23 protein-coding genes are annotated in these 18,795 nt (G+C 67.9%); 14 read left to right on the top strand and 9 right to left on the bottom strand.

All coding sequences use genetic code 11. The annotated features are described in order from the left end of the window. Nucleotides 1-6: 6 nt before the first annotated feature. Complete coding sequence (gene hemE / locus BM360_RS14985; protein WP_093315827.1) at nt 7-1,047, bottom strand: uroporphyrinogen decarboxylase; 1,041 nt, start codon at nt 1,045-1,047, stop codon at nt 7-9. A 299-nt stretch (nt 1,048-1,346) separates the two neighbouring features. On the opposite strand from hemE, the gene BM360_RS14980 reads away from it, so the two are divergent. From BM360_RS14980 to BM360_RS14935, 10 genes are all read left to right on the top strand, one after another. Continuing rightward, nucleotides 1,347-2,177, top strand: coding sequence for a pyruvate, water dikinase regulatory protein (locus BM360_RS14980; protein WP_093315826.1), 831 nt, complete (start codon nt 1,347-1,349; stop codon nt 2,175-2,177). Beyond that, nucleotides 2,174-2,773 carry a Maf family protein gene (locus tag BM360_RS14975; RefSeq protein WP_093315825.1) on the top strand — a complete coding sequence of 200 codons (600 nt, stop codon included), beginning with the start codon at nt 2,174-2,176 and terminating at the stop codon, nt 2,771-2,773. Before BM360_RS14980 ends, BM360_RS14975 begins: the two co-directional genes overlap by 4 nt. After that, nucleotides 2,770-3,624, top strand: coding sequence for a shikimate dehydrogenase (gene aroE / locus BM360_RS14970; RefSeq protein ID WP_093315824.1), 855 nt, complete (start codon nt 2,770-2,772; stop codon nt 3,622-3,624). The genes BM360_RS14975 and aroE overlap by 4 nt, the downstream gene beginning before the upstream one ends. Before the next feature lie 115 nt (nt 3,625-3,739). Continuing rightward, on the top strand, nt 3,740-4,384 hold the full coding sequence (gene coaE, locus BM360_RS14965; RefSeq protein ID WP_093315823.1) for a dephospho-CoA kinase: 645 nt from the start codon (nt 3,740-3,742) through the stop codon (nt 4,382-4,384). Then, nucleotides 4,345-5,067 carry a DNA polymerase III subunit epsilon gene (gene dnaQ / locus BM360_RS14960; RefSeq protein ID WP_093315822.1) on the top strand — a complete coding sequence of 241 codons (723 nt, stop codon included), beginning with the start codon at nt 4,345-4,347 and terminating at the stop codon, nt 5,065-5,067. Before coaE ends, dnaQ begins: the two co-directional genes overlap by 40 nt. Before the next feature lie 66 nt (nt 5,068-5,133). Continuing rightward, nucleotides 5,134-5,718, top strand: coding sequence for a ribosome hibernation-promoting factor, HPF/YfiA family (gene hpf / locus BM360_RS14955; RefSeq protein WP_093315821.1), 585 nt, complete (start codon nt 5,134-5,136; stop codon nt 5,716-5,718). A gap of 9 nt (nt 5,719-5,727) precedes the next feature. Further along, nucleotides 5,728-6,195: a PTS sugar transporter subunit IIA gene (locus BM360_RS14950; RefSeq protein WP_093315820.1), complete on the top strand. Its 468-nt coding sequence runs from the start codon at nt 5,728-5,730 to the stop codon at nt 6,193-6,195. Continuing rightward, nucleotides 6,182-6,667, top strand: coding sequence for a PaaI family thioesterase (locus BM360_RS14945; protein ID WP_242653495.1), 486 nt, complete (start codon nt 6,182-6,184; stop codon nt 6,665-6,667). The genes BM360_RS14950 and BM360_RS14945 overlap by 14 nt, the downstream gene beginning before the upstream one ends. Before the next feature lie 20 nt (nt 6,668-6,687). Further along, the gene (locus BM360_RS14940; RefSeq protein WP_093315818.1) at nt 6,688-6,999 is read left to right on the top strand and encodes a DUF1491 family protein; all 312 of its coding nucleotides are present in this window, start codon (nt 6,688-6,690) and stop codon (nt 6,997-6,999) included. Nucleotides 7,000-7,381: 382 nt separating this feature from the next. Next, entirely contained in the window at nt 7,382-7,864 is a 483-nt protein-coding gene (locus BM360_RS14935; protein WP_093315817.1) for an MmcB family DNA repair protein, read from the top strand. Nucleotides 7,865-7,880: 16 nt separating this feature from the next. Here the strand turns inward: BM360_RS14935 and BM360_RS14930 are convergent, their stop codons facing one another. Then, the gene (locus BM360_RS14930; RefSeq protein ID WP_093315816.1) at nt 7,881-9,095 is read right to left on the bottom strand and encodes an argininosuccinate synthase; all 1,215 of its coding nucleotides are present in this window, start codon (nt 9,093-9,095) and stop codon (nt 7,881-7,883) included. A gap of 97 nt (nt 9,096-9,192) precedes the next feature. Here BM360_RS14930 and BM360_RS14925 point away from each other — a divergent pair, with 97 nt between their 5' ends. Continuing rightward, nucleotides 9,193-9,633: an EF-hand domain-containing protein gene (locus BM360_RS14925; protein WP_093315815.1), complete on the top strand. Its 441-nt coding sequence runs from the start codon at nt 9,193-9,195 to the stop codon at nt 9,631-9,633. Nucleotides 9,634-9,651: 18 nt separating this feature from the next. Here BM360_RS14925 and BM360_RS14920 read toward each other — a convergent pair whose 3' ends face one another. The 4 genes from BM360_RS14920 to BM360_RS14905 all read right to left on the bottom strand — a co-directional run bounded on the left by BM360_RS14920 (nt 9,652) and on the right by BM360_RS14905 (nt 13,529). Further along, nucleotides 9,652-10,878: an SAM-dependent methyltransferase gene (locus BM360_RS14920; protein ID WP_093315814.1), complete on the bottom strand. Its 1,227-nt coding sequence runs from the start codon at nt 10,876-10,878 to the stop codon at nt 9,652-9,654. Between the two features lie 51 nt (nt 10,879-10,929). Next, complete coding sequence (locus tag BM360_RS14915) at nt 10,930-11,688, bottom strand: sulfite exporter TauE/SafE family protein (RefSeq protein ID WP_093315813.1); 759 nt, start codon at nt 11,686-11,688, stop codon at nt 10,930-10,932. 99 nt (nt 11,689-11,787) lie between these two features. Beyond that, nucleotides 11,788-12,993: a dual-specificity RNA methyltransferase RlmN gene (gene rlmN / locus BM360_RS14910; protein WP_242653493.1), complete on the bottom strand. Its 1,206-nt coding sequence runs from the start codon at nt 12,991-12,993 to the stop codon at nt 11,788-11,790. 23 nt (nt 12,994-13,016) lie between these two features. Continuing rightward, nucleotides 13,017-13,529 (bottom strand): hypothetical protein, encoded by a 513-nt coding sequence (locus tag BM360_RS14905; RefSeq protein ID WP_093316079.1) that lies wholly within the window; start codon nt 13,527-13,529, stop codon nt 13,017-13,019. A 96-nt stretch (nt 13,530-13,625) separates the two neighbouring features. On the opposite strand from BM360_RS14905, the gene BM360_RS14900 reads away from it, so the two are divergent. The 3 genes from BM360_RS14900 (at nt 13,626) to dnaN (ending at nt 16,221) form a co-directional block, all read left to right on the top strand. Beyond that, complete coding sequence (locus BM360_RS14900; RefSeq protein ID WP_093315812.1) at nt 13,626-14,210, top strand: porin family protein; 585 nt, start codon at nt 13,626-13,628, stop codon at nt 14,208-14,210. Between the two features lie 148 nt (nt 14,211-14,358). Next, the gene (locus tag BM360_RS14895) at nt 14,359-14,937 is read left to right on the top strand and encodes an outer membrane protein (RefSeq protein ID WP_093315811.1); all 579 of its coding nucleotides are present in this window, start codon (nt 14,359-14,361) and stop codon (nt 14,935-14,937) included. A gap of 180 nt (nt 14,938-15,117) precedes the next feature. Then, nucleotides 15,118-16,221, top strand: a complete 1,104-nt coding sequence (gene dnaN / locus BM360_RS14890; protein ID WP_093315810.1) for a DNA polymerase III subunit beta — start codon at nt 15,118-15,120, stop codon at nt 16,219-16,221. Nucleotides 16,222-16,442: 221 nt separating this feature from the next. On the opposite strand, the gene dapD is transcribed toward dnaN, so the two are convergent. The 3 genes from dapD to BM360_RS14875 all read right to left on the bottom strand — a co-directional run bounded on the left by dapD (nt 16,443) and on the right by BM360_RS14875 (nt 18,699). Continuing rightward, nucleotides 16,443-17,264 carry a 2,3,4,5-tetrahydropyridine-2,6-dicarboxylate N-succinyltransferase gene (gene dapD, locus BM360_RS14885; RefSeq protein WP_093315809.1) on the bottom strand — a complete coding sequence of 274 codons (822 nt, stop codon included), beginning with the start codon at nt 17,262-17,264 and terminating at the stop codon, nt 16,443-16,445. Then, entirely contained in the window at nt 17,257-17,931 is a 675-nt protein-coding gene (locus tag BM360_RS14880; RefSeq protein WP_093315808.1) for a pyrimidine 5'-nucleotidase, read from the bottom strand. The genes dapD and BM360_RS14880 overlap by 8 nt, the downstream gene beginning before the upstream one ends. Nucleotides 17,932-17,997: 66 nt before the next feature. Then, nucleotides 17,998-18,699 carry a dienelactone hydrolase family protein gene (locus tag BM360_RS14875; protein WP_242653519.1) on the bottom strand — a complete coding sequence of 234 codons (702 nt, stop codon included), beginning with the start codon at nt 18,697-18,699 and terminating at the stop codon, nt 17,998-18,000. Nucleotides 18,700-18,795: the final 96 nt, after the last annotated feature.

The following is an 18,795-nucleotide window of genomic DNA, read 5'->3' as shown; positions in this document are numbered from 1 at the left end:
GCACGCTCAGCGTGGAGCCACGGGGCGGCGCAGCAGCGCCAGCGCCTGTTCGACATGCGCGATCGGCGTATCCGGCAGGATCCCGTGCCCCAGGTTGAAGATGTGCGGCCGCATGCTGAACGCAGATAGGATGGTTTGCACCGCGCTTTCAAGCGCCGCGCCGCCGGCAATCAGCGCCAGCGGATCGAGATTGCCCTGCACCGGCAGGTCGGCGGGCAGTTTGGCATGCGCCCAGGCGGGATCGACCGTCTCGTCGATGCCGACCGCGTCCACCCCCGTTTCGCGCGCATAGGCCGGCAGCTTGCCGCCCGACCCCTTGGGAAAGCCGATCACCGGCACGCCCGGCCGCGCCGCATGCAGCTTCGCCGTCAGCCGCGCGGTCGGCGCGATCACCCAGTCGGCATATTGCGCCGGGCTGAGACTCCCCGCCCAGCTGTCGAACAGCTGCACCGCATGGACGCCCGCATCGATCTGCCCGATCAGATAGTCGAGCGTCGCCGCCTCGATTGCCTCGATCAGCGCGCCGAACGCCTGAGGATCGCCATAGGCCAGCCGCCGCGCCGCTGCCTGCTCCTTCGATCCTGCGCCCGCGACCATATAGGTCGCAACCGTCCACGGCGCGCCGGCAAAGCCGAGCAGCGTCGTCTCCGGCGGCAATGCGGCGGCGACCCGGCGCACCGTCTCGTAGATCGCCGTCAGCCGCCCGGGCACCGCCTCCAGCCCCGCAAAGACCCCGTCGAGCAGCGGCGGCGACAGGCGCGGCCCCTCGCCCGGCCCGAACGTCAGATCCTGCCCCATCGCGTGCGGAATGACGAGGATGTCGGAGAACAGGATCGCCCCGTCGAAGCCGAACCGGCGGATCGGCTGGAGCGTCACCTCGGCCGCCGCCTCGCTGTCATGGACCAGCGCGAGGAAGCCGCCCTTGTCTGCCCGGAGCGCGCGATATTCGGGCAGATAGCGCCCCGCCTGGCGCATGAACCAGACGGGCGGCGGATCGTGGCGCACGCCGTTCAGCACGGCGAGCAAGGGGCGCGAGACCCGGTCCATAACTATCCTATGAGAAGATTCAGGAGAGATGAGGAAGATAGTAGGCGGCTTGGCAGCGGGGTTTATGCACAAGCCACGTTGATGCCAACAGCTTGACTCCCGAAGCGGCCGCACGGACCCGCGGAGTCGCCGAAGCAACTCCCATTATCCACAGCCGCCGCTCAGATGGGACAGGCTGTGGAAAAGCCGGCGCATGACACCGCGGGGGGTGCACGGAATCCGGCGCTTGCGATTCCGCCTCCCTCCGCCCTAGGGCTACACCCAAGCTTTTCCACAGGCTCATCCAGAAGGGGTCTGCCCTGATCCGGCTCCATCTCCATCTCCTGTCCGATTCCACCGGCGAAACGCTGGAGGCCATCGCCAAGGCCGGGCTCGCCCAGTTCGAGCGGGTCGAGACGATCAAGCATTTCTGGCCGATGGTGCGCTCGGAAGGGCATCTCCACCGCGTCGTGGCGGAGATCGTCCAGCGGCCGGGCCTCGTCATCTACACTTTGGTCGATCCCAAGATCCGCCACGCGCTGGAGGAGGCGTGCCGCAAGCACAGCCTGCCCGCTGTCGCCGCGCTCGATCCGGTGTTCGATGGGCTCTCCCGCCTGCTCGGCCAGAACGTCAACGTGCGGCCGGGGCGTCAGCACGTGCTGGATGCCGCCTATTTCGCGCGCGTGGATGCGATCCAATATACGATCGCGCACGATGACGGCGTCGGCGCGGAGGAGTGGGACGAGGCGGACGTGGTGCTGGCAGGCGTCAGCCGCTCGTCCAAGACGCCGACGTCCATCTATCTTGCCAATCGCGGCTACAAGGTGGCGAACATCCCGCTCGTCGTCGAAAGCCCGCCGCCGCCGATCCTCTACGAACTGACGCGCCCGCTGATCGTCGGGCTGACGACTACGCCCGACCGGCTGATCCAGATCCGCCGCAACCGGCTGCTGTCGCTCAACCAGACGGGCGAGACGCCCTATATCGATCAGGAGGCCGTCGCCGCCGAGCTCGCCTTCGCGCGGCGCATCTTCGCCGACAAGGGCTGGCCGGTGATCGATGTCAGCCGCCGCTCGATCGAGGAAACGGCTGCAGCGATCATCAACCTCATCACCGAACGGCGCGATCGCACGGAGGGGCTGGAGCCATGACCGCGCTGATCCTCGCCTCGCAGAGCGCCGCGCGCCGTGCGATGCTGGAGGCGGCCGGCGTGCCGCACGAGGCGGAGCCCGCGCGCGTCGACGAGGATGCGGTCAAGGCGTCGTTCCGGGCGCAGGGCAGGGGGGCCCGCGACCTTGCCGACGCGCTAGCCGAGCTGAAGGCGGTGAAGATGAGTGGCCGCGTGCCCGGCGCGTTCGTCCTCGGCTGCGATTCCACCGTCGCGCTGGCGGACGGGACGATGCTCGACAAGCCGGAGAGCCGCGAGGATGCGGCGGCACAACTTCGGGCGATGCGCGGCAGCGTCGTGCGCCTGTGGAGCGCGGCGGTGCTGGCCGAACGCGGCGTGCCCACCTGGCGCGTGGTGGACGGGGCCAAGCTCCACGTCCGCGCCTTCTCCGACGTTTGGCTCGAGACCTATCTCGACGCGGAATGGCCCGCCATCGCCGGCTGCGTCGGTGCCTTCCGGCTGGAGGGGCCTGGCGTGCAGCTCTTCTCACGCGTCGAGGGCGATCATTTCACCATCCTCGGCTTGCCCCTGCTGCCTCTGCTCGATCATCTCCGCGTCCGCGGAGTGCTGCCGGCATGAGCCGCGCTTATGCGGAGGTGATCGGCGATCCGATCGCCCAGTCCAAATCGCCCGTCATCCATGGCGCGTGGATCGATCGGCTGGGGCTGGAGGCGGACTATCGCCGCTGCCACGTCACGGCGGACGGCCTCGCCGACTATCTTGCCGCCCGCCGCGGCGATGCGGACTGGCGCGGCTGCAACGTCACCATGCCGCACAAGCAGGCGATCCTGCCGCTGCTCGACCGGCTCGATCCACAGGCGAAGCGTATCGGGGCAGTCAACACGGTGGTGCGCGAGGGCGAGGCACTGGTCGGCTACAACACCGATGCGGCGGGGTTTCTCGAGCCGCTGCGACCGTTCCTCGATCGCACGCACCTGTTCCGCATGGCCCGCGTGCTGGGTGCGGGCGGCGCGGCGCGGGCGATCGTCGCGGCGCTGGCGGGGGAGGGGCTGGTGATCGTCCTCGCCGCGCGTGATCCGGCCAAGGCGCGCGCCCTGCTCGACGAGCTCGATCCGCGGGGCGAGCATCACGCCGTCGATCTCGCCCACTTCGCCGATCCGACCGATTTCGCCTTTGACGATCGCACCGGCCTGCTCGATCTCGTCGTCAACGCCAGCCCGCTCGGCATGGCCGGGCAGCCGCCGCTGGCGTTCGACCTTAGCCATGCGCCGCCCGGCAGCATCGTCTACGATATCGTCACGCACCCGGTGGAGACGCCCTTGCTGGTCGCTGCACGCGCGGCGGGCTTCCGCACGGTGGACGGGCTGGCGATGTTGATCGGGCAGGCCCGCGCGGCCTTCGCTTTGTTCTTCGGCGTGCCGGCCCCGGCGGACTGCGACGCGGCGCTGCGCACGGCGCTGACCGCATGACCGCCGTTCGTGCTGAGCTTGTCGAAGCACCGTCCTTCTTCGCTGTAGGAGGGAAGGGCAGCCCTTCGACAGGCTCAGGGCGAACGGGATCTGAGCTCATCCGCGGACCAGGCGCATGACGATCCGCCTCGGCCTCACCGGCTCGATCGGCATGGGCAAATCCACTGTCGCCACCATGTTCCGCTCGCTGGGCGTGCCGCTGTTCGACGGCGACGCCGAAGTGCACCGGTTGCAGGCCGCGGGCGGGGCTGCGGTGGCGCCGATCGAGGCGGCGTTTCCGGGCACCACCGGGCCGGGCGGCGTTGACCGCCAGCTGCTCGGCGCGCGCGTGCTGGGCGACGCGGCGGCGCTCGCCCGGCTGGAGGCGATCGTTCATCCGATGGTCGCCGCCGCGCGCACCGCCTTCCTCGACACCGCCGCCGATGCCGAGCTGATCGTGTTCGACATTCCGCTCCTCTATGAGAAGAGCGGCCCCGTCGGCCTCGATGCCGTCGCCGTCGTCAGCGCACCCGCCGACCAGCAGCGCACCCGCGTCCTCGCCCGGCCCGGCATGACGGAGGAAAAGTTCGCCCGCATCCTCGCGCTGCAGCTGCCCGATGCGGAGAAGCGCGCGCGGGCCGACTTCATCATCGAGACGGGCACGACGCTGGCCGATACCGAGGCCCAGGTCGCCGCGCTGGTCGCTTGCCTCCGCGCGCATGGAGTCGGATATTGCCGGGCATGCGCGAGATCGTCTTTGATACCGAAACCACAGGGCTAAGCCCCGACAAGGGCGACCGGCTGGTCGAAATCGGCTGCGTCGAGCTGTTCAACCGCGTGGAGACGGGGCGCCACTTCCACGCTTACTTCAATCCCGAACGGCCGATGCCGGCGGAGGCGCAGGCGGTCCACGGCCTGTCCGAGGCGTTCCTGTCGGACAAGCCGCGTTTCGTCGAGCGCGCGCACGAAATCCTCGAGTTCATCGGCGACTCCCCGCTCGTCGCGCACAATGCCTCGTTCGATTTCGGCTTCCTCAATGCCGAACTCGGCGCGTGCGGCCATCCGTCCGTCTGCCTCACGCGGATGATCGACACGGTCGCGCTGTCGCGCACCAAGCATCCCGGCGCCAAGCACAGCCTCGATGCGCTGTGCACCCGCTACGGCGTCGATCGCAGCGCGCGCGTGAAGCACGGCGCGCTGCTCGATGCGCAGTTGCTGGCGCAGGTCTATGTCGAGCTGACGGGCGGGCGGCAGATCGGCCTGATGCTCGCCGCCGAGGTGCCCGCTTCATCGGTCGAACGCGGGGCACCGGGGGCGGACCGGATCGTTATCCCCATCAAGGCGCGTCCCCCGCGCCCGCACCACGCCTCGGCCGAGGAGCTCGCTGCCCACGCCGCCTTTGTCGGCACGCTCAGCGATCCGCTCTGGACCCGGCTGGTTGACCCGTCCGGGCCGCCTGCCTAGAGGCGCGCCCGCGGCGGGGAAGCGGACCGGGGCGCGTCTGAGAACGAACAACAAGAGGAGAAGCGCATGGATATCCGTGTTTCCGGTCATCAGATGGATACCGGCGAGGCGCTGCGCGAGCATGTCACCACCCGTCTCCAGGGGCTCGCCGACAAATATTTCTCGCGCTCCATCTCGGCGCAGGTGACGTTCGGCCCCGGGCCGCACAACCAGTGCACGTGCGACATCATCGCGCACGTCATGCAGGGCGTGATCCTGAAGGGGCACGGCCAGGCGACGGAGGCGCACCCCGCCTTCGATCAGGCGGCCGATCGCATCGAGAAGCAGCTGCGCCGCTACATGAAGCGGCTGAAGGCGCGCAACGCCGGCGCACAGGCCGCCGCTGTCGCCGACGCGTTCGACGGTGAGGCGGGCTATACCGTGTTCGACAGCGGCGCCGCGGATGCGGAGGAGCCGGCCGACAACCCCCTGATCATCGCGGAAACCCGCGTCGACATCCCCGATGCCAGCGTGTCCGATGCGGTGATGATGCTCGATCTGCGCAACACCAACGCCCTGCTGTTCAAGAATAGCGGCACCGGCGCGTTCAACATGGTCTATCGCCGCCCCGACGGCACGATCGGCTGGGTCGAGCCCTCCCGCGCCGCCTGATCTGATATCATGACCGACGATCTCTCCGACCTGCTGGCGCATGACGCCGTGCTCGAAAGCCTGGCGGTGCCGAACAAGAAGGCATTGTTCCAGCAACTGGGCAACGTCGCCGCGCGCCAGCTCGGGCTCGATGCGCGCATGGTGTCGGAGCGATTGTCGGAACGCGAACGGCTGGGATCGACCGGTTTCGGCGGCGGCATCGCCATACCGCACGGCAAGATCGACGGGCTGACCAAGGTAACGGGCTGGTTCGCGCGCCTGTCCCAGCCGATCGAATTCGCCGCGGTGGACGACATGCCGGTCGATCTCGTCTTCCTGCTTCTGTCGCCGACCGACGCGGGGGTGGAGCATCTCAAGGCGCTCGCCCGCGTCAGCCGGCGGCTGCGCGACCGGGGGTTCGTCGCCAAGCTGCACGGCGCCGGATCGCAGGATGCCTTGTGGGCCCTGTTCGCCAACAACGCTCGTGACGCCGCCTGAACCGGGGCCGCGCGCGCCCACCGGCGCGGCGGCGCATCACCGCGCACTCGAATCGCTCTACCGCGCCGCGCCGATCAACCGCTTCTTCGCCTCCGAACTGGAGATCAGTGGCGAAGGGCAGGCGCGGATCAGCTTCACCGTCGACGCCTCGGTCCATCACGCGGCCGGGGCGGCGCACGGCACCACCTATTTCAAGATGCTCGACGATGCCGCTTTCTATGCGGCGAACAGTCTCGTCTCCGATCGTTTCCTGCTCACCACCGCGTTCAACCTCATCCTGACGCGACCGATCGTCGCCGGGCCGGTGATCGCGGAGGGCCGCTGGGTCAGCGGCCGCCGCCGTGTCTTCGTCGCCGAGGCGCGACTGATCGATGCGGAGGGCGAGGAGGCGGCGCGCGGCACCGGCACCTTCATGCGCTCGCGCATCCCGCTCGCCTCATTGCCCGGCTATGCGGACGCCATGCGCGGGTGAGCCCACGGCTCACCTCGGCGATGCTCGTCTCCGCGCTGATCCGCCGGGTCGAGGCGGCGGGCGGCCACGCCATGGTGCTGGCGAAGGGTGATGCGGGCGCGGGCGCTGTGCTGCTGGTGCTGGCGGAACGCGGGCAGGGCACCCGATTGGTCGAGCGCATGCCTGCCCTCGACGGCGGGCAGAACTGGATCGCCACGGGGCCGACCGACCTCTCCGAACCCGGCGCGCTCAGCGACTATATCGCCCGCCGCCGCCGCAGCGACCCGGACCTCTGGGCAGTAGAGCTGGATGTCGCCGACGCGGAGCGGATCGCGGCCGAAGTGCTGGGCTGACGCCCACCATTCCAGACTTGGTCCGGAATATACCAGTCGGTTGCGCCTCGACCCCGAGGAACGCGGACATGCCTCACCGCCCACCCGCTACCATCGCCCGCCTGGCGCCACGCACGGTGGATTCCCGCCTTCGCGGGAATGACGGGGGGGAGGGTAGCCAGCGCGGCCCAAACCTTCGTCATCCCGGATTTGATCCGGGATCCACCAGTCGGTTGCGCCTTGTCCCGTACAGGAAGCGGACAAGCCTCACCCCCGCCCCGCAACCATCACCAGCAGGACGCCACGTGCAGTGGAGCGCCACCCTCGCGGGAATGACGACGGAGAGTGCAGAGACTCGACGCCACCTTCCCACCGTTCCCACTTCGTTCTATGACCTCGCCTCATGGCCACCCAGCCCGACTGCTTCGACGATGCCCCGTTGGTCGCGCGCGATGTTGCCCGCGGCGTTGCGCGGCTGCTGTTCCGGCAGGATCAGATCGCCTTGTGCGAGGTGCCGCTCGGCAACGGTCGGCGGGCGGACCTGATGGCGCTCGATCCGAAGGGTTGCGTCACGATCATCGAGATCAAGGTGTCGCGCGCCGACCTGCGGGGCGACCGCAAGTGGCCCGATTATCTTGGTTATTGCGATCGGTTCCTGTGGGCCGTGCCCGCCGGCTTCGATCTCACGCCGTTTGACGAGCCGTGGTTCCAGCCGGAGCGGTGCGGCCTGATCGTCGCCGACCGCTACGACGCGGCAACGATCCGCGAGCCCGCGCACCATCCGCTTGCGGGCGCACGGCGCAAGACTGAGACACTGCGCTTCGCCCGCATGGCCGCACGGCGCCTGCTCGGCGGCCTCGATCCGGATCTGGGGACGGGGGGCTGATCCTGCCCCCCGGCGCTCAGATGTCGCGCCGCCCGAGCAGCCGCAGCCGCAGCGCGTTGAGCTTGATGAAGCCCGCCGCGTCGCGCTGGTCGTAGGCGCCGGCATCGTCCTCGAAGGTCACGACCTTCTCGGAATAGAGCGAATTGGGCGAGGTGCGGCCGATCACGTGGACGCCGCCCTTGTAGAGCTTCAGCCGCACGCTCCCCGCCACCTTCGCCTGGCTGTGATCGATCGCCGCCTGCAGCATCTCGCGCTCGGGCGAGAACCAGAAGCCGTTGTAGATCAGCTCCGCATAGCGCGGCATCAGCTCGTCCTTCAGGTGCGCCGCACCCCGGTCCAGCGTCAGCTGCTCGATCGCACGGTGCGCCGCGGCGTAGATCGTGCCGCCCGGCGTCTCGTACATGCCGCGCGACTTCATGCCGACGAAGCGATTCTCGACCAGGTCGAGCCGACCGATGCCATGGCGCCGCCCATAATCGTTCAGGCTGGCGAGCAGGTTGGCCGGCGACAGCGGCTGGCCGTTGATCGACACGCCGTCGCCTGCCTCGAACCCGATCTCGATCACCTCGGGCGTGTCGGGCGCGTCCTCCGGATTGACCGTGCGGCTGTAGACGTAATCGGGCACCTCGGCGCCCGGATCCTCCAGCACCTTCCCCTCGGACGAGGTGTGCAGCAGGTTCGCATCGGTCGAGAAGGGCGATTCGCCGCGCTTGTCCTTGGGCACCGGGATCTGGTGCGCCTCGGCATATTCGATCAGCTTGGTGCGGCTGGTCAGATCCCATTCGCGCCACGGCGCGATCACCTTGATATCGGGCGCCAGCGCATAATAGCCGAGCTCGAAGCGGACCTGGTCATTGCCCTTGCCCGTCGCGCCGTGGCTCACCGCGTCGGCGCCCACCATGCGCGCGATCTCGATCTGGCGCTTGGCGATCAGCGGCCGCGCGATCGAGGTGCCGAGCAGGTACAGCCCCTCATAATGCGCATTCGCCCGCATCATCGGGAAGACGTAATCGCGGACGAACTCCTCGCGCAGATCGTCGATGAAGATGTGCTCGGGCTTCACGCCCATCAGCTCGGCCTTGGCGCGCGCCGGCTCCAGCTCCTCGCCCTGGCCGAGATCGGCGGTGAAGGTGACGACCTCGCAATCGTAGGTCTCGCGCAGCCACTTCAGGATCACGCTCGTATCGAGCCCGCCCGAATAGGCCAGCACCACCCGCTTGACGTCGGTCATCGTGTCATTGTCCCCGGAAAAGAGCGCGGGCGCTCTGCCACCCGTGGGGTTTCCGTTCAACCCGGATACACGCGCATGCGTTCACTCAGGCGGAAGAATGGTCGAGGAATCGGGTATGATGCGGCAGCGTTTGTTGGCGGGCGGGTTGCTCGCATTGGGCATGGCGACGGCGGTCAGCCCCGCTGCGGCGCAGCCGGGCGGGCGGATGCGGATGCCGGCGACACGGGCGGAAGCGACCGAGCAGGTGCGCAGCCTGTTCACGATGCTCGACCGCAACAAGGACGGTGCCGTCACGGCTGACGAGATGCCCCGTTTCGGCCCGCGCGGCGGTGACACGCAGGCGAATGCCGCGCCGGCACGGCCGCCGCGCATGTTCGCGATGGCGGATGCGGACGGCGATGGACGCGTCACCCAGACGGAGATGGAGCAGGCTGCCCTGACCCGCTTCGACCGCGCCGACACGGACCGTGACGGCAAGCTCTCCGACGCCGAGCGCGAGGCGGCACGGCCCCAGCGCCCACCACGTGCGGAGGATTGAAGCGTAACCGGACGGAGGTCAGCCCTTGGCCCGCAGCGCCGCTTCCGCCTCGCTCATATAATCGCGCGTGATCGGCAGTGCGTGGCGATTGCGGATATATTGCACCTGGAAGTTGACCATCCCGCCGTGGCGGAACGCTGCCGCCGCCCCTGCGAGATAGAAGATCCACATGCGGTAGAAGCGCGCATCGTAGAGCGCCTCGATCGCCTCACGCGCCGCGACGGTGCGGTCATACCAATGGTCCAGCGTATAGGCGTAATGCAGCCTGAGCGTTTCCACATCGGAGACGATCAGCTTGGTCCCCTCCGACCCCGCCACCATCTCGGACAGCGCCGGGATATAGCCGCCCGGGAAGATGTATTTGGTGGTGAAGGCGTCGGTCGTGCCCGGCCGCCCCGTCCGCCCGATCGTGTGGACCAGCATCGCGCCGTCCGGTGCCAGCAGCTCGCGGCACTTTTGGAAGAAGCGGCGGTAATTGGGCGGGCCGACATGCTCGAACATGCCGACCGAGACGATCCGGTCGAACCGCCCTTCAAGCCGGCGATAGTCGATCAGCTCGAACTTGACCCGATCCGCCACACCCGCCTCCTCGGCGCGGCGGCGGGCGACCTTCAGCTGCTCCTCCGACAGCGTGATGCCGAGCACGTCGACGTCGGCCACGCGATTGAGATAGAGCGCCATCCCGCCCCAGCCGCAGCCGATGTCGAGCACCTTCAGGCCGGGCTTCAGGTTCAGCTTCGCGGCGATATGCGCCTTCTTGTCGAGCTGCGCCTGCTCCAGCCCGACCGAGGGATCGGTGAAATAGGCGCAGCTATATTGCCGGTCCGAATCGAGGAAGAGATCGTAGAGCCGGTCCGACAGGTCGTAATGGTGCGCCACGTTGCGCTTGGATCGCCGCTCCCAGTTCATCCGGTCGATCCGCGTCAATGCGCGCTTCACGTGCGAGCCGAAGCCGCCCTTCAGCTTGCCGCCATCCTCGGCCGGCGCATTACCGCGGAACAGGTCGATCAGGTTGCGCACGTCGCCCTGCTCGATCACCAGCCGGCCGTCCATGAACGTCTCGGCCGCGCCCAGCCGCGGGTCGGACAGGATGGCGCGGGGAACGCCGCGATCGGTAAAGCGGATCGCGACGCTCGGCAGTCGGTCCGATGGCTTGCCGAACCGCGCGACGCGGCCGTTCGCGTAACGGATTTCGAGTTCGCCCTCGCGGATGATGCGGGCCATCGCTTTGTCGAAGATGCTCATGTCACCGCTCCTTAGAGCCTGTGCCATCCATGTGGAATGCGCTGCGGCGCATCATCCATAAGCGCGCACGAAGAAGACGATGGTGGTGACGGCGGTGACGGCCAGCGTCCACGCCCGCGCGACGCCCGCGGGCAGCCGCCGGCCGAGGTGCGCGCCGGCCCAGCCGCCCAGCACCGCACCCGTCAGCATCGGCAGCGCCGCCGCCCAGCGCACCATGCCGAATGCGACGAACAGGATCGCCGCCGCCGCATTCGCTACCGCCAGCATCAGCGTGCGCGGCGCGAACATCGCGCGCGGGCTCATTCCCGCCAGCAGACCGTAGGTGGCCGTCGTCATGATGCCGACGCCCCCGCCGAAATAGCCGCCATAGATGCCGAGCAGCGCCTGCGCCGCGAGCAAAGTCGGCCGCCCGATCGTCGCATGTGCGCGCAGCCACGCGGCGGCACGTGGGCCGAAGGCGATAGCCAGCATCGCGATCAGCAGCAGCCAGGGAATGATGAGATCGAACGCGCGCGTGGGGGTGAGCACCAGCAGCAGGCTGCCCGCCAGCCCGCCGACGAAGGTAATCGCCGCCAGCAGCCGGATCGACACGCCGCCGAGTGGCGCCAGCTCGCCGCGAAAGGCCCATGCGCTCGCCGCCGCACCCGGCAGCAGCGCCACGTTCGAGGTGGCGTTGGCGATGTTCGCCGGCAGGCCAAGCGCGATCAGAGCGGGCAGGGTGGCGAACGTGCCGCCGCCCGCCAGCGCGTTCATCGCGCCGCCGAAGATTCCGGCGCCGAGCGCGAGCCCGATCTGCGCGGGCTCAATCATGATCTCTCCGTTCGTGCTGAGCCTGTCGAAGCACCGTTCTTCCTTGCTCGGCGAAGATCAACACGGCCCTTCGACAAGCTCAGGGCGAACGGCGGAAGCTCAGCCCAGCGCCGCCTGCTTCTCCTCGGCCAACCGGTCCAGCTCGGCGCGGGACTTCTTTTCCGCCGCGGTCTTCAGCTGGCCGCAGGCCGCGTCGATGTCGCGCCCGCGCGGCGTGCGGACAGGGGCGGAGATGCCCGCCTTGAACACGATGTCGGAAAAGCGCGCCACCCGCTCGGGCGTCGACGTCTCGTAAGCCGCGCCCGGCCACGGATTGAACGGGATCAGGTTCACCTTGGCCGGCAGCTTGTAGTGGCGGATCAGGCGGACCAGCTCGCGCGCATCCTCGTCACGGTCGTTCTTGTCCTTCAACATCACATATTCGAACGTGATCCGCCGGGCATTGTTCGCGCCCGGATAGGCGGCGCACGCCTCGAGCAGCTGCTCGATCCCGTATTTGCGGTTGAGCGGCACGATCTCGTCGCGCACCTCCTTGGTGACCGCGTGCAGCGACACGGCAAGGTTGACGCCGATCTCCTTGCCCGCCCGCTCCATCATCGGCACCACGCCCGAGGTGGACAGCGTGATCCGCCGCTTCGACAGGCCGAGCCCGTCGCCGTCCATCACCACGGTCAAGGCGTCGCGCACCGCATCGAAGTTATACAGCGGCTCGCCCATGCCCATCATGACGATGTTGGTCAGCAGCCGTCCCTCCGGCTGGCTCGGCCACTCGCCCAGTGCATCGCGTGCGAGCATCACCTGGCCGACGATCTCGCCCGCGGTCAGGTTCCGCACCAGTCGCATCGTGCCGGTATGGCAGAAGCGGCAGTTGAGCGTGCAGCCGACCTGGCTCGACACGCAGAGCGTCCCCCGATCCGCATCGGGGATGAACACCATCTCGTAATCCTGCGCATCGTGCGATCGCAGCAGCCACTTGCGCGTGCCGTCCTCGGAGACCTGCGCCTCGACCACCTCGGGCCGCTCGATGGTGAAGCGTTCCGCCAGCCACGGGTGCATCGCCTTAGCGATGTCGGTCATCGCCGAGAATTCGGTCGCGCCGCGATTGTAGATCCAGTGGAACAGCTGCTTGGCGCGCAGCTTGGCCTGCTTCGGCTCCAGCCCGGCGGCCGCCAGCGTTTCGCGCAGCTGCTCGCGTGACAGGCCGACCAGGTCGATGCGGCCGTCGGCGCGCGGCGCGCCTCCGCGAGGCACGGGCACGGGATCGATATGGCCGGGAATGGGCATCAGCGCGTTCATCGCGGCCATATAGGGAAAAACGCCCGCTTTTTCTATCGCCGCGCGCAGCCCAGTGCCGCCGCGTCGATCGCCGTCGCCGCGCCGCGCAGCGCATAGGCATCGACAAAGGCGCGGCCGTCCCGCCCGGTGCCCTCGACGGACAGGCTGGTGGCGCTGCGGATCGCAGCGACGATTGCGGCATCCACCCTCGCGTTCGGCGCCCACGCCGCATTGCCGCCGGCGATCAGCGCGAAGCGCCGCGTGCCCGCACTCAGCACCACGGGCGTTCCCCGCGCCTTGCGGCGTGACAGGCGCAGCTGCAGCTGCCCGCGCACGCCACGGTCCGGCCAATAGCCGATGCCGAGGAAGGCGCGCCCGCGCTGCCCTCCGCGGCGCACCGGCTCGGCGATGGCGAAGCAGCGGCGCACGGGCATGGTATCGCGGAAAGCACCCCAGCCGCCGAACGTGCCGAGCGATTCCCGCGCCGCCCAGGTCGGGACGGAAAGCGCGATCCCGACGACGAACATGCCGGCGCGCAGCCTGGTCGAGCGGGATCGGGGCTTCATCGTGGCGGGCATGCGTCGCCGCCGCATCCGCCGCAAGAGCCTGCCCACGCCGACAGAGCCGATCAGCGGCCGGGCAGACAAAAGGGTTTCTGGCTTATGCGTATCCTGTTCCTCGCCGCACTTGCGGGCACCTCCATGCTGGCGGCGACGCCGGCCTTCGCGCAGGATCGCGCGCCCTTCACCGGCCCGCGGGTCGAAGTCGTTGCCGGCGGCGATCGCGTCCAGGGCGGCGGCGATCATGACGATGGCATTCTCTACGGCGTCGGTGCCGGCTATGATTTCGCGCTGTCCAACACCATCCGCGCCGGGATCGAGATCGAGGCGACCGACAGCACGCAGAAGGAATGCGTCAGCGGCGCGATCCGCGCGGGCGACCGGCTGTGCGCCAAGGCGGGTCGCGATCTCTATGCCGGTGCCCGGATCGGCGCGCTCGTCGGCCCCAAGACGATGGTCTATGCCAAGGCCGGCTACAGCAACGCCCGCTTCAGCGCCTCTTACGATGCCAATGCCGCGACCGGCAGCTACAAGGATAGCGGCAATGTCGACGGCGTGCGTCTCGGCCTCGGGCTGGAGCACATGCTGGGCGAGAAGGCCTATGTGAAGGGCGAGTATCGCTACACCAACTATGAGGCGGGCGGCGAGCGTCACCAGCTGCTCGCCGGCGTCGGCCTCCGCTTCTGATCCGGACGAACGGCCTGTTGCGTGTATGCAACAGGCCGTCTCGTTTATGTGAGGTTCATGCAACTCCACTCCGCTTTGGGCACTTGAGCCGCCCGTCCCCCCGCCGCCAGTCGCGGCCCGTCACGGGGGATCTGGAATGGAGTTGTCTATGCGTAGCGTTGCTTTCCCCCTCGCGCTCCTCGCCGGCGTTGCCGCTGCGTCCCCCGCTTTCGCGCAGGCGGACGCGCCCTTCACCGGCCCGCGCATCGAGGGTCTCGTCGGCTGGGACCACCCGGTCACCAATCCCGGCCATGACGATGCCGTCACCTATGGTGTCGCCGCCGGCTACGACATGCAGATGGGCGGCGCGCTCGTCGGCATCGAGGCCGAGGCGATGGATTCGGATGCCAAGTCCTGCGTCGGCGCCGAGACCGTCGCCAATCCGCGCGTCTGCCTGAAGGCCGGGCGTGACCTCTACATCGGTGGTCGCGTCGGCACCGTCGTCGGCGGCCGTGCGCTGCTCTACGCGAAGGCGGGCTACACCAATGCCCGCGTCCAGCTGAACAGCGACGACGGCATCGAGGATGTCCGTCTCGACAAGACCAACCTCGACGGCGCGCGCGTCGGCGCGGGTGTCGAATATGCGGTCGGCCCGAACAGCTTCGTCAAGGCGGAGTATCGGTACTCCAACTACGAGGCGGGTCTGGAGCGTCACCAGGCGCTCGGCGGCTTCGGCTTCCGCTTCTGACCTAACGGGCGTTGCCGCCCGGCCGGCGCTCTCCGCAACTGCGGGGATCACGGCCGGGCGGCACGCCGAAGAAGTTGGGGATGGAACCGGGCGCGGTGCGCTGCGCCCGGCTTTCCCTCTTCCGGCCCGGCGCGCCCACGCTATAACGGCGACCCAAAGCTAAGGGCGGGGCGTTTCAGAATGAAGGCGACGATCGAGCGGGCCACCTTGCTGCGCAGCCTCGGCCATGTGCAGAGCGTGGTCGAGCGGCGCAACACGATCCCGATCCTGTCCAACGTGCTAATCGAGGCGACGGCGGGTGGCGGGCTGCGCCTGATGGCGACCGATCTCGATCTGCAGATCGTCGATCAGATCGACGCCGCGGTGGATACGCCCGGGGCCACCACCGTTTCCGCACACCTGCTGTTCGATATCGCGCGCAAGCTGCCCGAAGGCTCGCAGGTCTCGCTCTCTGCCGCCGAAGGGCGGATGAAGGTCGTCGCCGGCCGCTCCAACTTCACGTTGCCGACGCTGCCGCGCGACGATTTCCCGGTGATCGCCGAGGGCGAGCTGCCGACCGGGTTCGAACTGCCGGCCGAGACGCTGAAGCAGATCATCGACAAGACGCGCTTCGCCATCTCGACGGAAGAAACGCGCTATTATCTCAACGGCATCTTCCTCCACGTCGCTGACGGCCAGCTGAAGGCCGCCGCGACCGACGGCCACCGCCTCGCGCGCGTCACCGCGGAGAAGCCGGAGGGCGCGGACGGCATGCCCGACGTGATCGTGCCGCGGAAATGCGTCGGAGAGCTGCGCAAGCTGCTCGACGAGGTGGACGGCGCGGTCGGCGTGTCGCTGTCGGGCACCAAGATCCGTTTCGAGCTCGGCCGTGCCGTGCTCACCTCCAAGCTGATCGACGGCACCTTCCCCGATTATACCCGCGTCATCCCGTCGGCGAACGACAAGCTGCTCAAGATCGATCCGCGCAGCTTCATGCAGGGCGTTGACCGCGTCGCCACCATCGCCAGCGAGAAGACGCGCGCGGTGAAGATGACGCTGGATCGTGACCGCGTCACGCTGTCGGTAACCTCGCCCGAGAACGGCACGTCGACCGAGGATGTGCCCGGCGAATATACCTCCCCCGGCTTCGATATCGGCTTCAACGCCCGCTATCTGCTCGACATCCTCAACCAGATCGAAGGCGATCTCGTCGAGGTCCATCTAGCCGACGCCGCGGCCCCGACGCTGATCCGCGAAAGCGACACGTCGAGCGCGCTCTACGTCCTCATGCCGATGCGGGTCTGAGGCCGACTCCCGTCATCCCGGACTTGTTCCGGGATCCACCGTGAGCCTTGTTCAGAGTGTCGTTGACGTACGGGATAGCTTTGTAGGGAATCCACCGGTATGAACCAGGTGGGTTGATTCTCAATCATATAAGAACGAGCGTATCGACACCGCAGCTCAACCCTGCGATGTCGGAAAAGCCCCTCTGAGTGTCAACTTTGTCAACTTAAGCGCGCAAAACCTCAGTCGCGCAGCAGTTCGTTGATGCCCGTCTTCGCCCGGGTCTGCGCATCCACCCGCTTCACGATCACCGCGCAATAGAGGCTCGGCCCGCCATTCTCCGCCGGCAGGCTGCCCGGCACGACGACGGCGTAGGGCGGCACTTCACCCCGTGTCACCTCGCCCGTCGCACGATCGACGATCTTGGTGGAGGCACCCAGATAGACGCCCATTGACAGCACCGCGCCTTCCCGCACGATCACGCCCTCGGCCACTTCGCTGCGCGCCCCGATGAAGGCGCCATCCTCGATGATCACGGGATTCGCCTGCAACGGCTCCAGCACGCCGCCGATGCCCGCGCCGCCCGAGATGTGCACGTTACGCCCGATCTGCGCGCAGCTGCCGACAGTCGCCCAGGTATCCACCATCGTGCCTTCGCCGACATAGGCGCCGATGTTGACGAAGCTCGGCATCAGCACGGCCCCGCGGCCGATAAAGGCGCCACGTCGCGCCACCGCGCCCGGTACGACGCGGAAGCCGCCTTCGCGGAAGCGCGCCTCGTCCCAGCCCTCGAACTTGGACGGCACCTTGTCGAAGGCCGGCGCGCCGGCCGCCCCCCCGTCGACCAGTACGTTGTCGTTCAACCGGAACGACAGCAGCACTGCTTTCTTCGCCCACTGGTTGACGTGCCAGCCGCCATCCCGCGGCTCCGCCACACGCAGCGTTCCCGCATCCAGACGGGCGAGCGCCTCCTCCACAGCACCGCGCAGACCATCGCCCAGATTGGCGTCGAGCCGGTCGCGGGAGTCCCATGCGGTTTCGATGATGCGCTCGATGTCAGGCATGTGCGGTCCCCATGATGTCGTGCAGCCAGGTCGCCAGATCGGCAACGCGGTAATCGATATGGTCGAGATACTGATCGGAGGGACCCTGTTCGGAGCCGTTGTCGATCCAGACGGTCGTCATGCCGAGCGTTTTTGCAGGCACCAGGTTGCGCGCCATATCCTCGACGAACAAAGCGGTGTCCGGCCGAATGCCGAACCGCTCGACCATGGCCGCATAAGCCGCTGGGTTCGGCTTCGGCTCATAGGCACAAGCGTGAATATCGTGAATCGCCTCGAACGCGCTGCCGAGCCCGAGACGATCCAGCACCCGCCCGGCATAGTCACCATCGCCATTGGTGAAGACGAGCTTGCGACCCGGCAGGCGCGCGATCGTCTCCACAAGGATCCGATCTTCCACCAGCACCTCCATCTCAATGGCATGGACATCGGCAAGGAAGTCCGCCGGATCGACGGCATGCTCGGCCATCAGCCCGGCAAGCGTGGTGCCATGCTCGTGAAAATAGGCCTTCTGGATGCGCCGCGCCTCGACAGGATCAATCTCGAGCAATCGCGCCACATAGGCTGTCATCCGTACGTCGATACGGGCAAACAGGTCGCACGACGCTGGATAGAGCGTATTGTCCAGATCGAAGATCCAGCAGTCGATCCGGGCAAGCGCATCAAGCATTGCGGCCGCCTCTAGCCGGGGCATATGCGATCGGCAACCGATGGTCAGAGGCGGGGGACAAACGGCTCAGCTGGCGAGATGCCGCTCGAAGAAAGCGATGGTCCGTCCGTCGGCGAGCTGCGCGGCTTCCTCTACCCGCCGTTTGCCGAACGATGTCGCGAACCCATGATCGACGCCCGGATATTCCTCGATCGTCACGTGCGGATTAGCGGCAAGGGCAGTTCGGATCGTCGTAACGGTCTCCGCCGGCACGAAATGGTCCTCTCCCGCGAAATGCAGCAGCAGCGGATTTGCGATGGCATGCGCTTCACCCAGTACGGCATCGATCCCCGCGCCGTAATAACCGACTGCGGCATCCGCATCGGTGCGCGTCGCCGACAGATAAGCCATCCGGCCACCAAGGCAGAAGCCAACGACGCCGACCTTCCGCCCGCCGGCTGCCTCCCGAGCGAACCGGATCGTCGCCTCGATGTCGCGAACGGCAGCGTCGACATTGAAGCGACGGATCAAGGCCAGGGCGCGCTCGAACTGCTCGGGCACATCAGGGTCCAGCTCTATGCCGGGCTCCAGCCGCCAGAACAGATCAAGCGCGATCGCGTAATAGCCCTCGGCGGCCCAAGCATCGACCTTCGCGCGGATGCCGGCATTAATGCCGAACACCTCCTGGATCACGACGACGGCACCCTTCGGCTTGCCATCAGGCGTGGAAACGTATGCGCCGAAGCTACCCTCACCACCCAGTGCCGGGATCGTCACGCGTTCGCCCACAAGCCGCTCCTCTCGGACTGCCCGCCCAACGTCTCGGCGATGGACGGGTCTCGCTTGGCCTTCTAGCATTGCGGCTAGAAGGCTCAAGGCGGGGGT

The organism is Sphingomonas jatrophae (assembly GCF_900113315.1).
Classification (GTDB): domain Bacteria; phylum Pseudomonadota; class Alphaproteobacteria; order Sphingomonadales; family Sphingomonadaceae; genus Sphingomonas_P; species Sphingomonas_P jatrophae.
Note: the sequence above shows the minus strand (reverse complement) of the source record. Positions and strands in the feature narration are given on the sequence as shown.

What these genes read in the sequence shown, in the direction of transcription:
- hemE (WP_093315827.1), bottom strand. Translation starts at nt 1,047, where the DNA reads ATGGACCGGGTCTCGCGCCCCTTGCTCGCCGTGCTGAACGGCGTGCGC.
- BM360_RS14975 (WP_093315825.1), top strand. Translation starts at nt 2,174, where the DNA reads ATGACCGCGCTGATCCTCGCCTCGCAGAGCGCCGCGCGCCGTGCGATG.
- aroE (WP_093315824.1), top strand. Translation starts at nt 2,770, where the DNA reads ATGAGCCGCGCTTATGCGGAGGTGATCGGCGATCCGATCGCCCAGTCC.
- coaE (WP_093315823.1), top strand. Translation starts at nt 3,740, where the DNA reads ATGACGATCCGCCTCGGCCTCACCGGCTCGATCGGCATGGGCAAATCC.
- dnaQ (WP_093315822.1), top strand. Translation starts at nt 4,345, where the DNA reads ATGCGCGAGATCGTCTTTGATACCGAAACCACAGGGCTAAGCCCCGAC.
- hpf (WP_093315821.1), top strand. Translation starts at nt 5,134, where the DNA reads ATGGATATCCGTGTTTCCGGTCATCAGATGGATACCGGCGAGGCGCTG.
- BM360_RS14950 (WP_093315820.1), top strand. Translation starts at nt 5,728, where the DNA reads ATGACCGACGATCTCTCCGACCTGCTGGCGCATGACGCCGTGCTCGAA.
- BM360_RS14940 (WP_093315818.1), top strand. Translation starts at nt 6,688, where the DNA reads ATGCTCGTCTCCGCGCTGATCCGCCGGGTCGAGGCGGCGGGCGGCCAC.
- BM360_RS14935 (WP_093315817.1), top strand. Translation starts at nt 7,382, where the DNA reads ATGGCCACCCAGCCCGACTGCTTCGACGATGCCCCGTTGGTCGCGCGC.
- BM360_RS14930 (WP_093315816.1), bottom strand. Translation starts at nt 9,095, where the DNA reads ATGACCGACGTCAAGCGGGTGGTGCTGGCCTATTCGGGCGGGCTCGAT.
- BM360_RS14925 (WP_093315815.1), top strand. Translation starts at nt 9,193, where the DNA reads ATGGTCGAGGAATCGGGTATGATGCGGCAGCGTTTGTTGGCGGGCGGG.
- BM360_RS14920 (WP_093315814.1), bottom strand. Translation starts at nt 10,878, where the DNA reads ATGAGCATCTTCGACAAAGCGATGGCCCGCATCATCCGCGAGGGCGAA.
- BM360_RS14915 (WP_093315813.1), bottom strand. Translation starts at nt 11,688, where the DNA reads ATGATTGAGCCCGCGCAGATCGGGCTCGCGCTCGGCGCCGGAATCTTC.
- rlmN (WP_242653493.1), bottom strand. Translation starts at nt 12,993, where the DNA reads ATGGCCGCGATGAACGCGCTGATGCCCATTCCCGGCCATATCGATCCC.
- BM360_RS14905 (WP_093316079.1), bottom strand. Translation starts at nt 13,529, where the DNA reads ATGAAGCCCCGATCCCGCTCGACCAGGCTGCGCGCCGGCATGTTCGTC.
- BM360_RS14900 (WP_093315812.1), top strand. Translation starts at nt 13,626, where the DNA reads ATGCGTATCCTGTTCCTCGCCGCACTTGCGGGCACCTCCATGCTGGCG.
- BM360_RS14895 (WP_093315811.1), top strand. Translation starts at nt 14,359, where the DNA reads ATGCGTAGCGTTGCTTTCCCCCTCGCGCTCCTCGCCGGCGTTGCCGCT.
- dnaN (WP_093315810.1), top strand. Translation starts at nt 15,118, where the DNA reads ATGAAGGCGACGATCGAGCGGGCCACCTTGCTGCGCAGCCTCGGCCAT.
- dapD (WP_093315809.1), bottom strand. Translation starts at nt 17,264, where the DNA reads ATGCCTGACATCGAGCGCATCATCGAAACCGCATGGGACTCCCGCGAC.
- BM360_RS14880 (WP_093315808.1), bottom strand. Translation starts at nt 17,931, where the DNA reads ATGCTTGATGCGCTTGCCCGGATCGACTGCTGGATCTTCGATCTGGAC.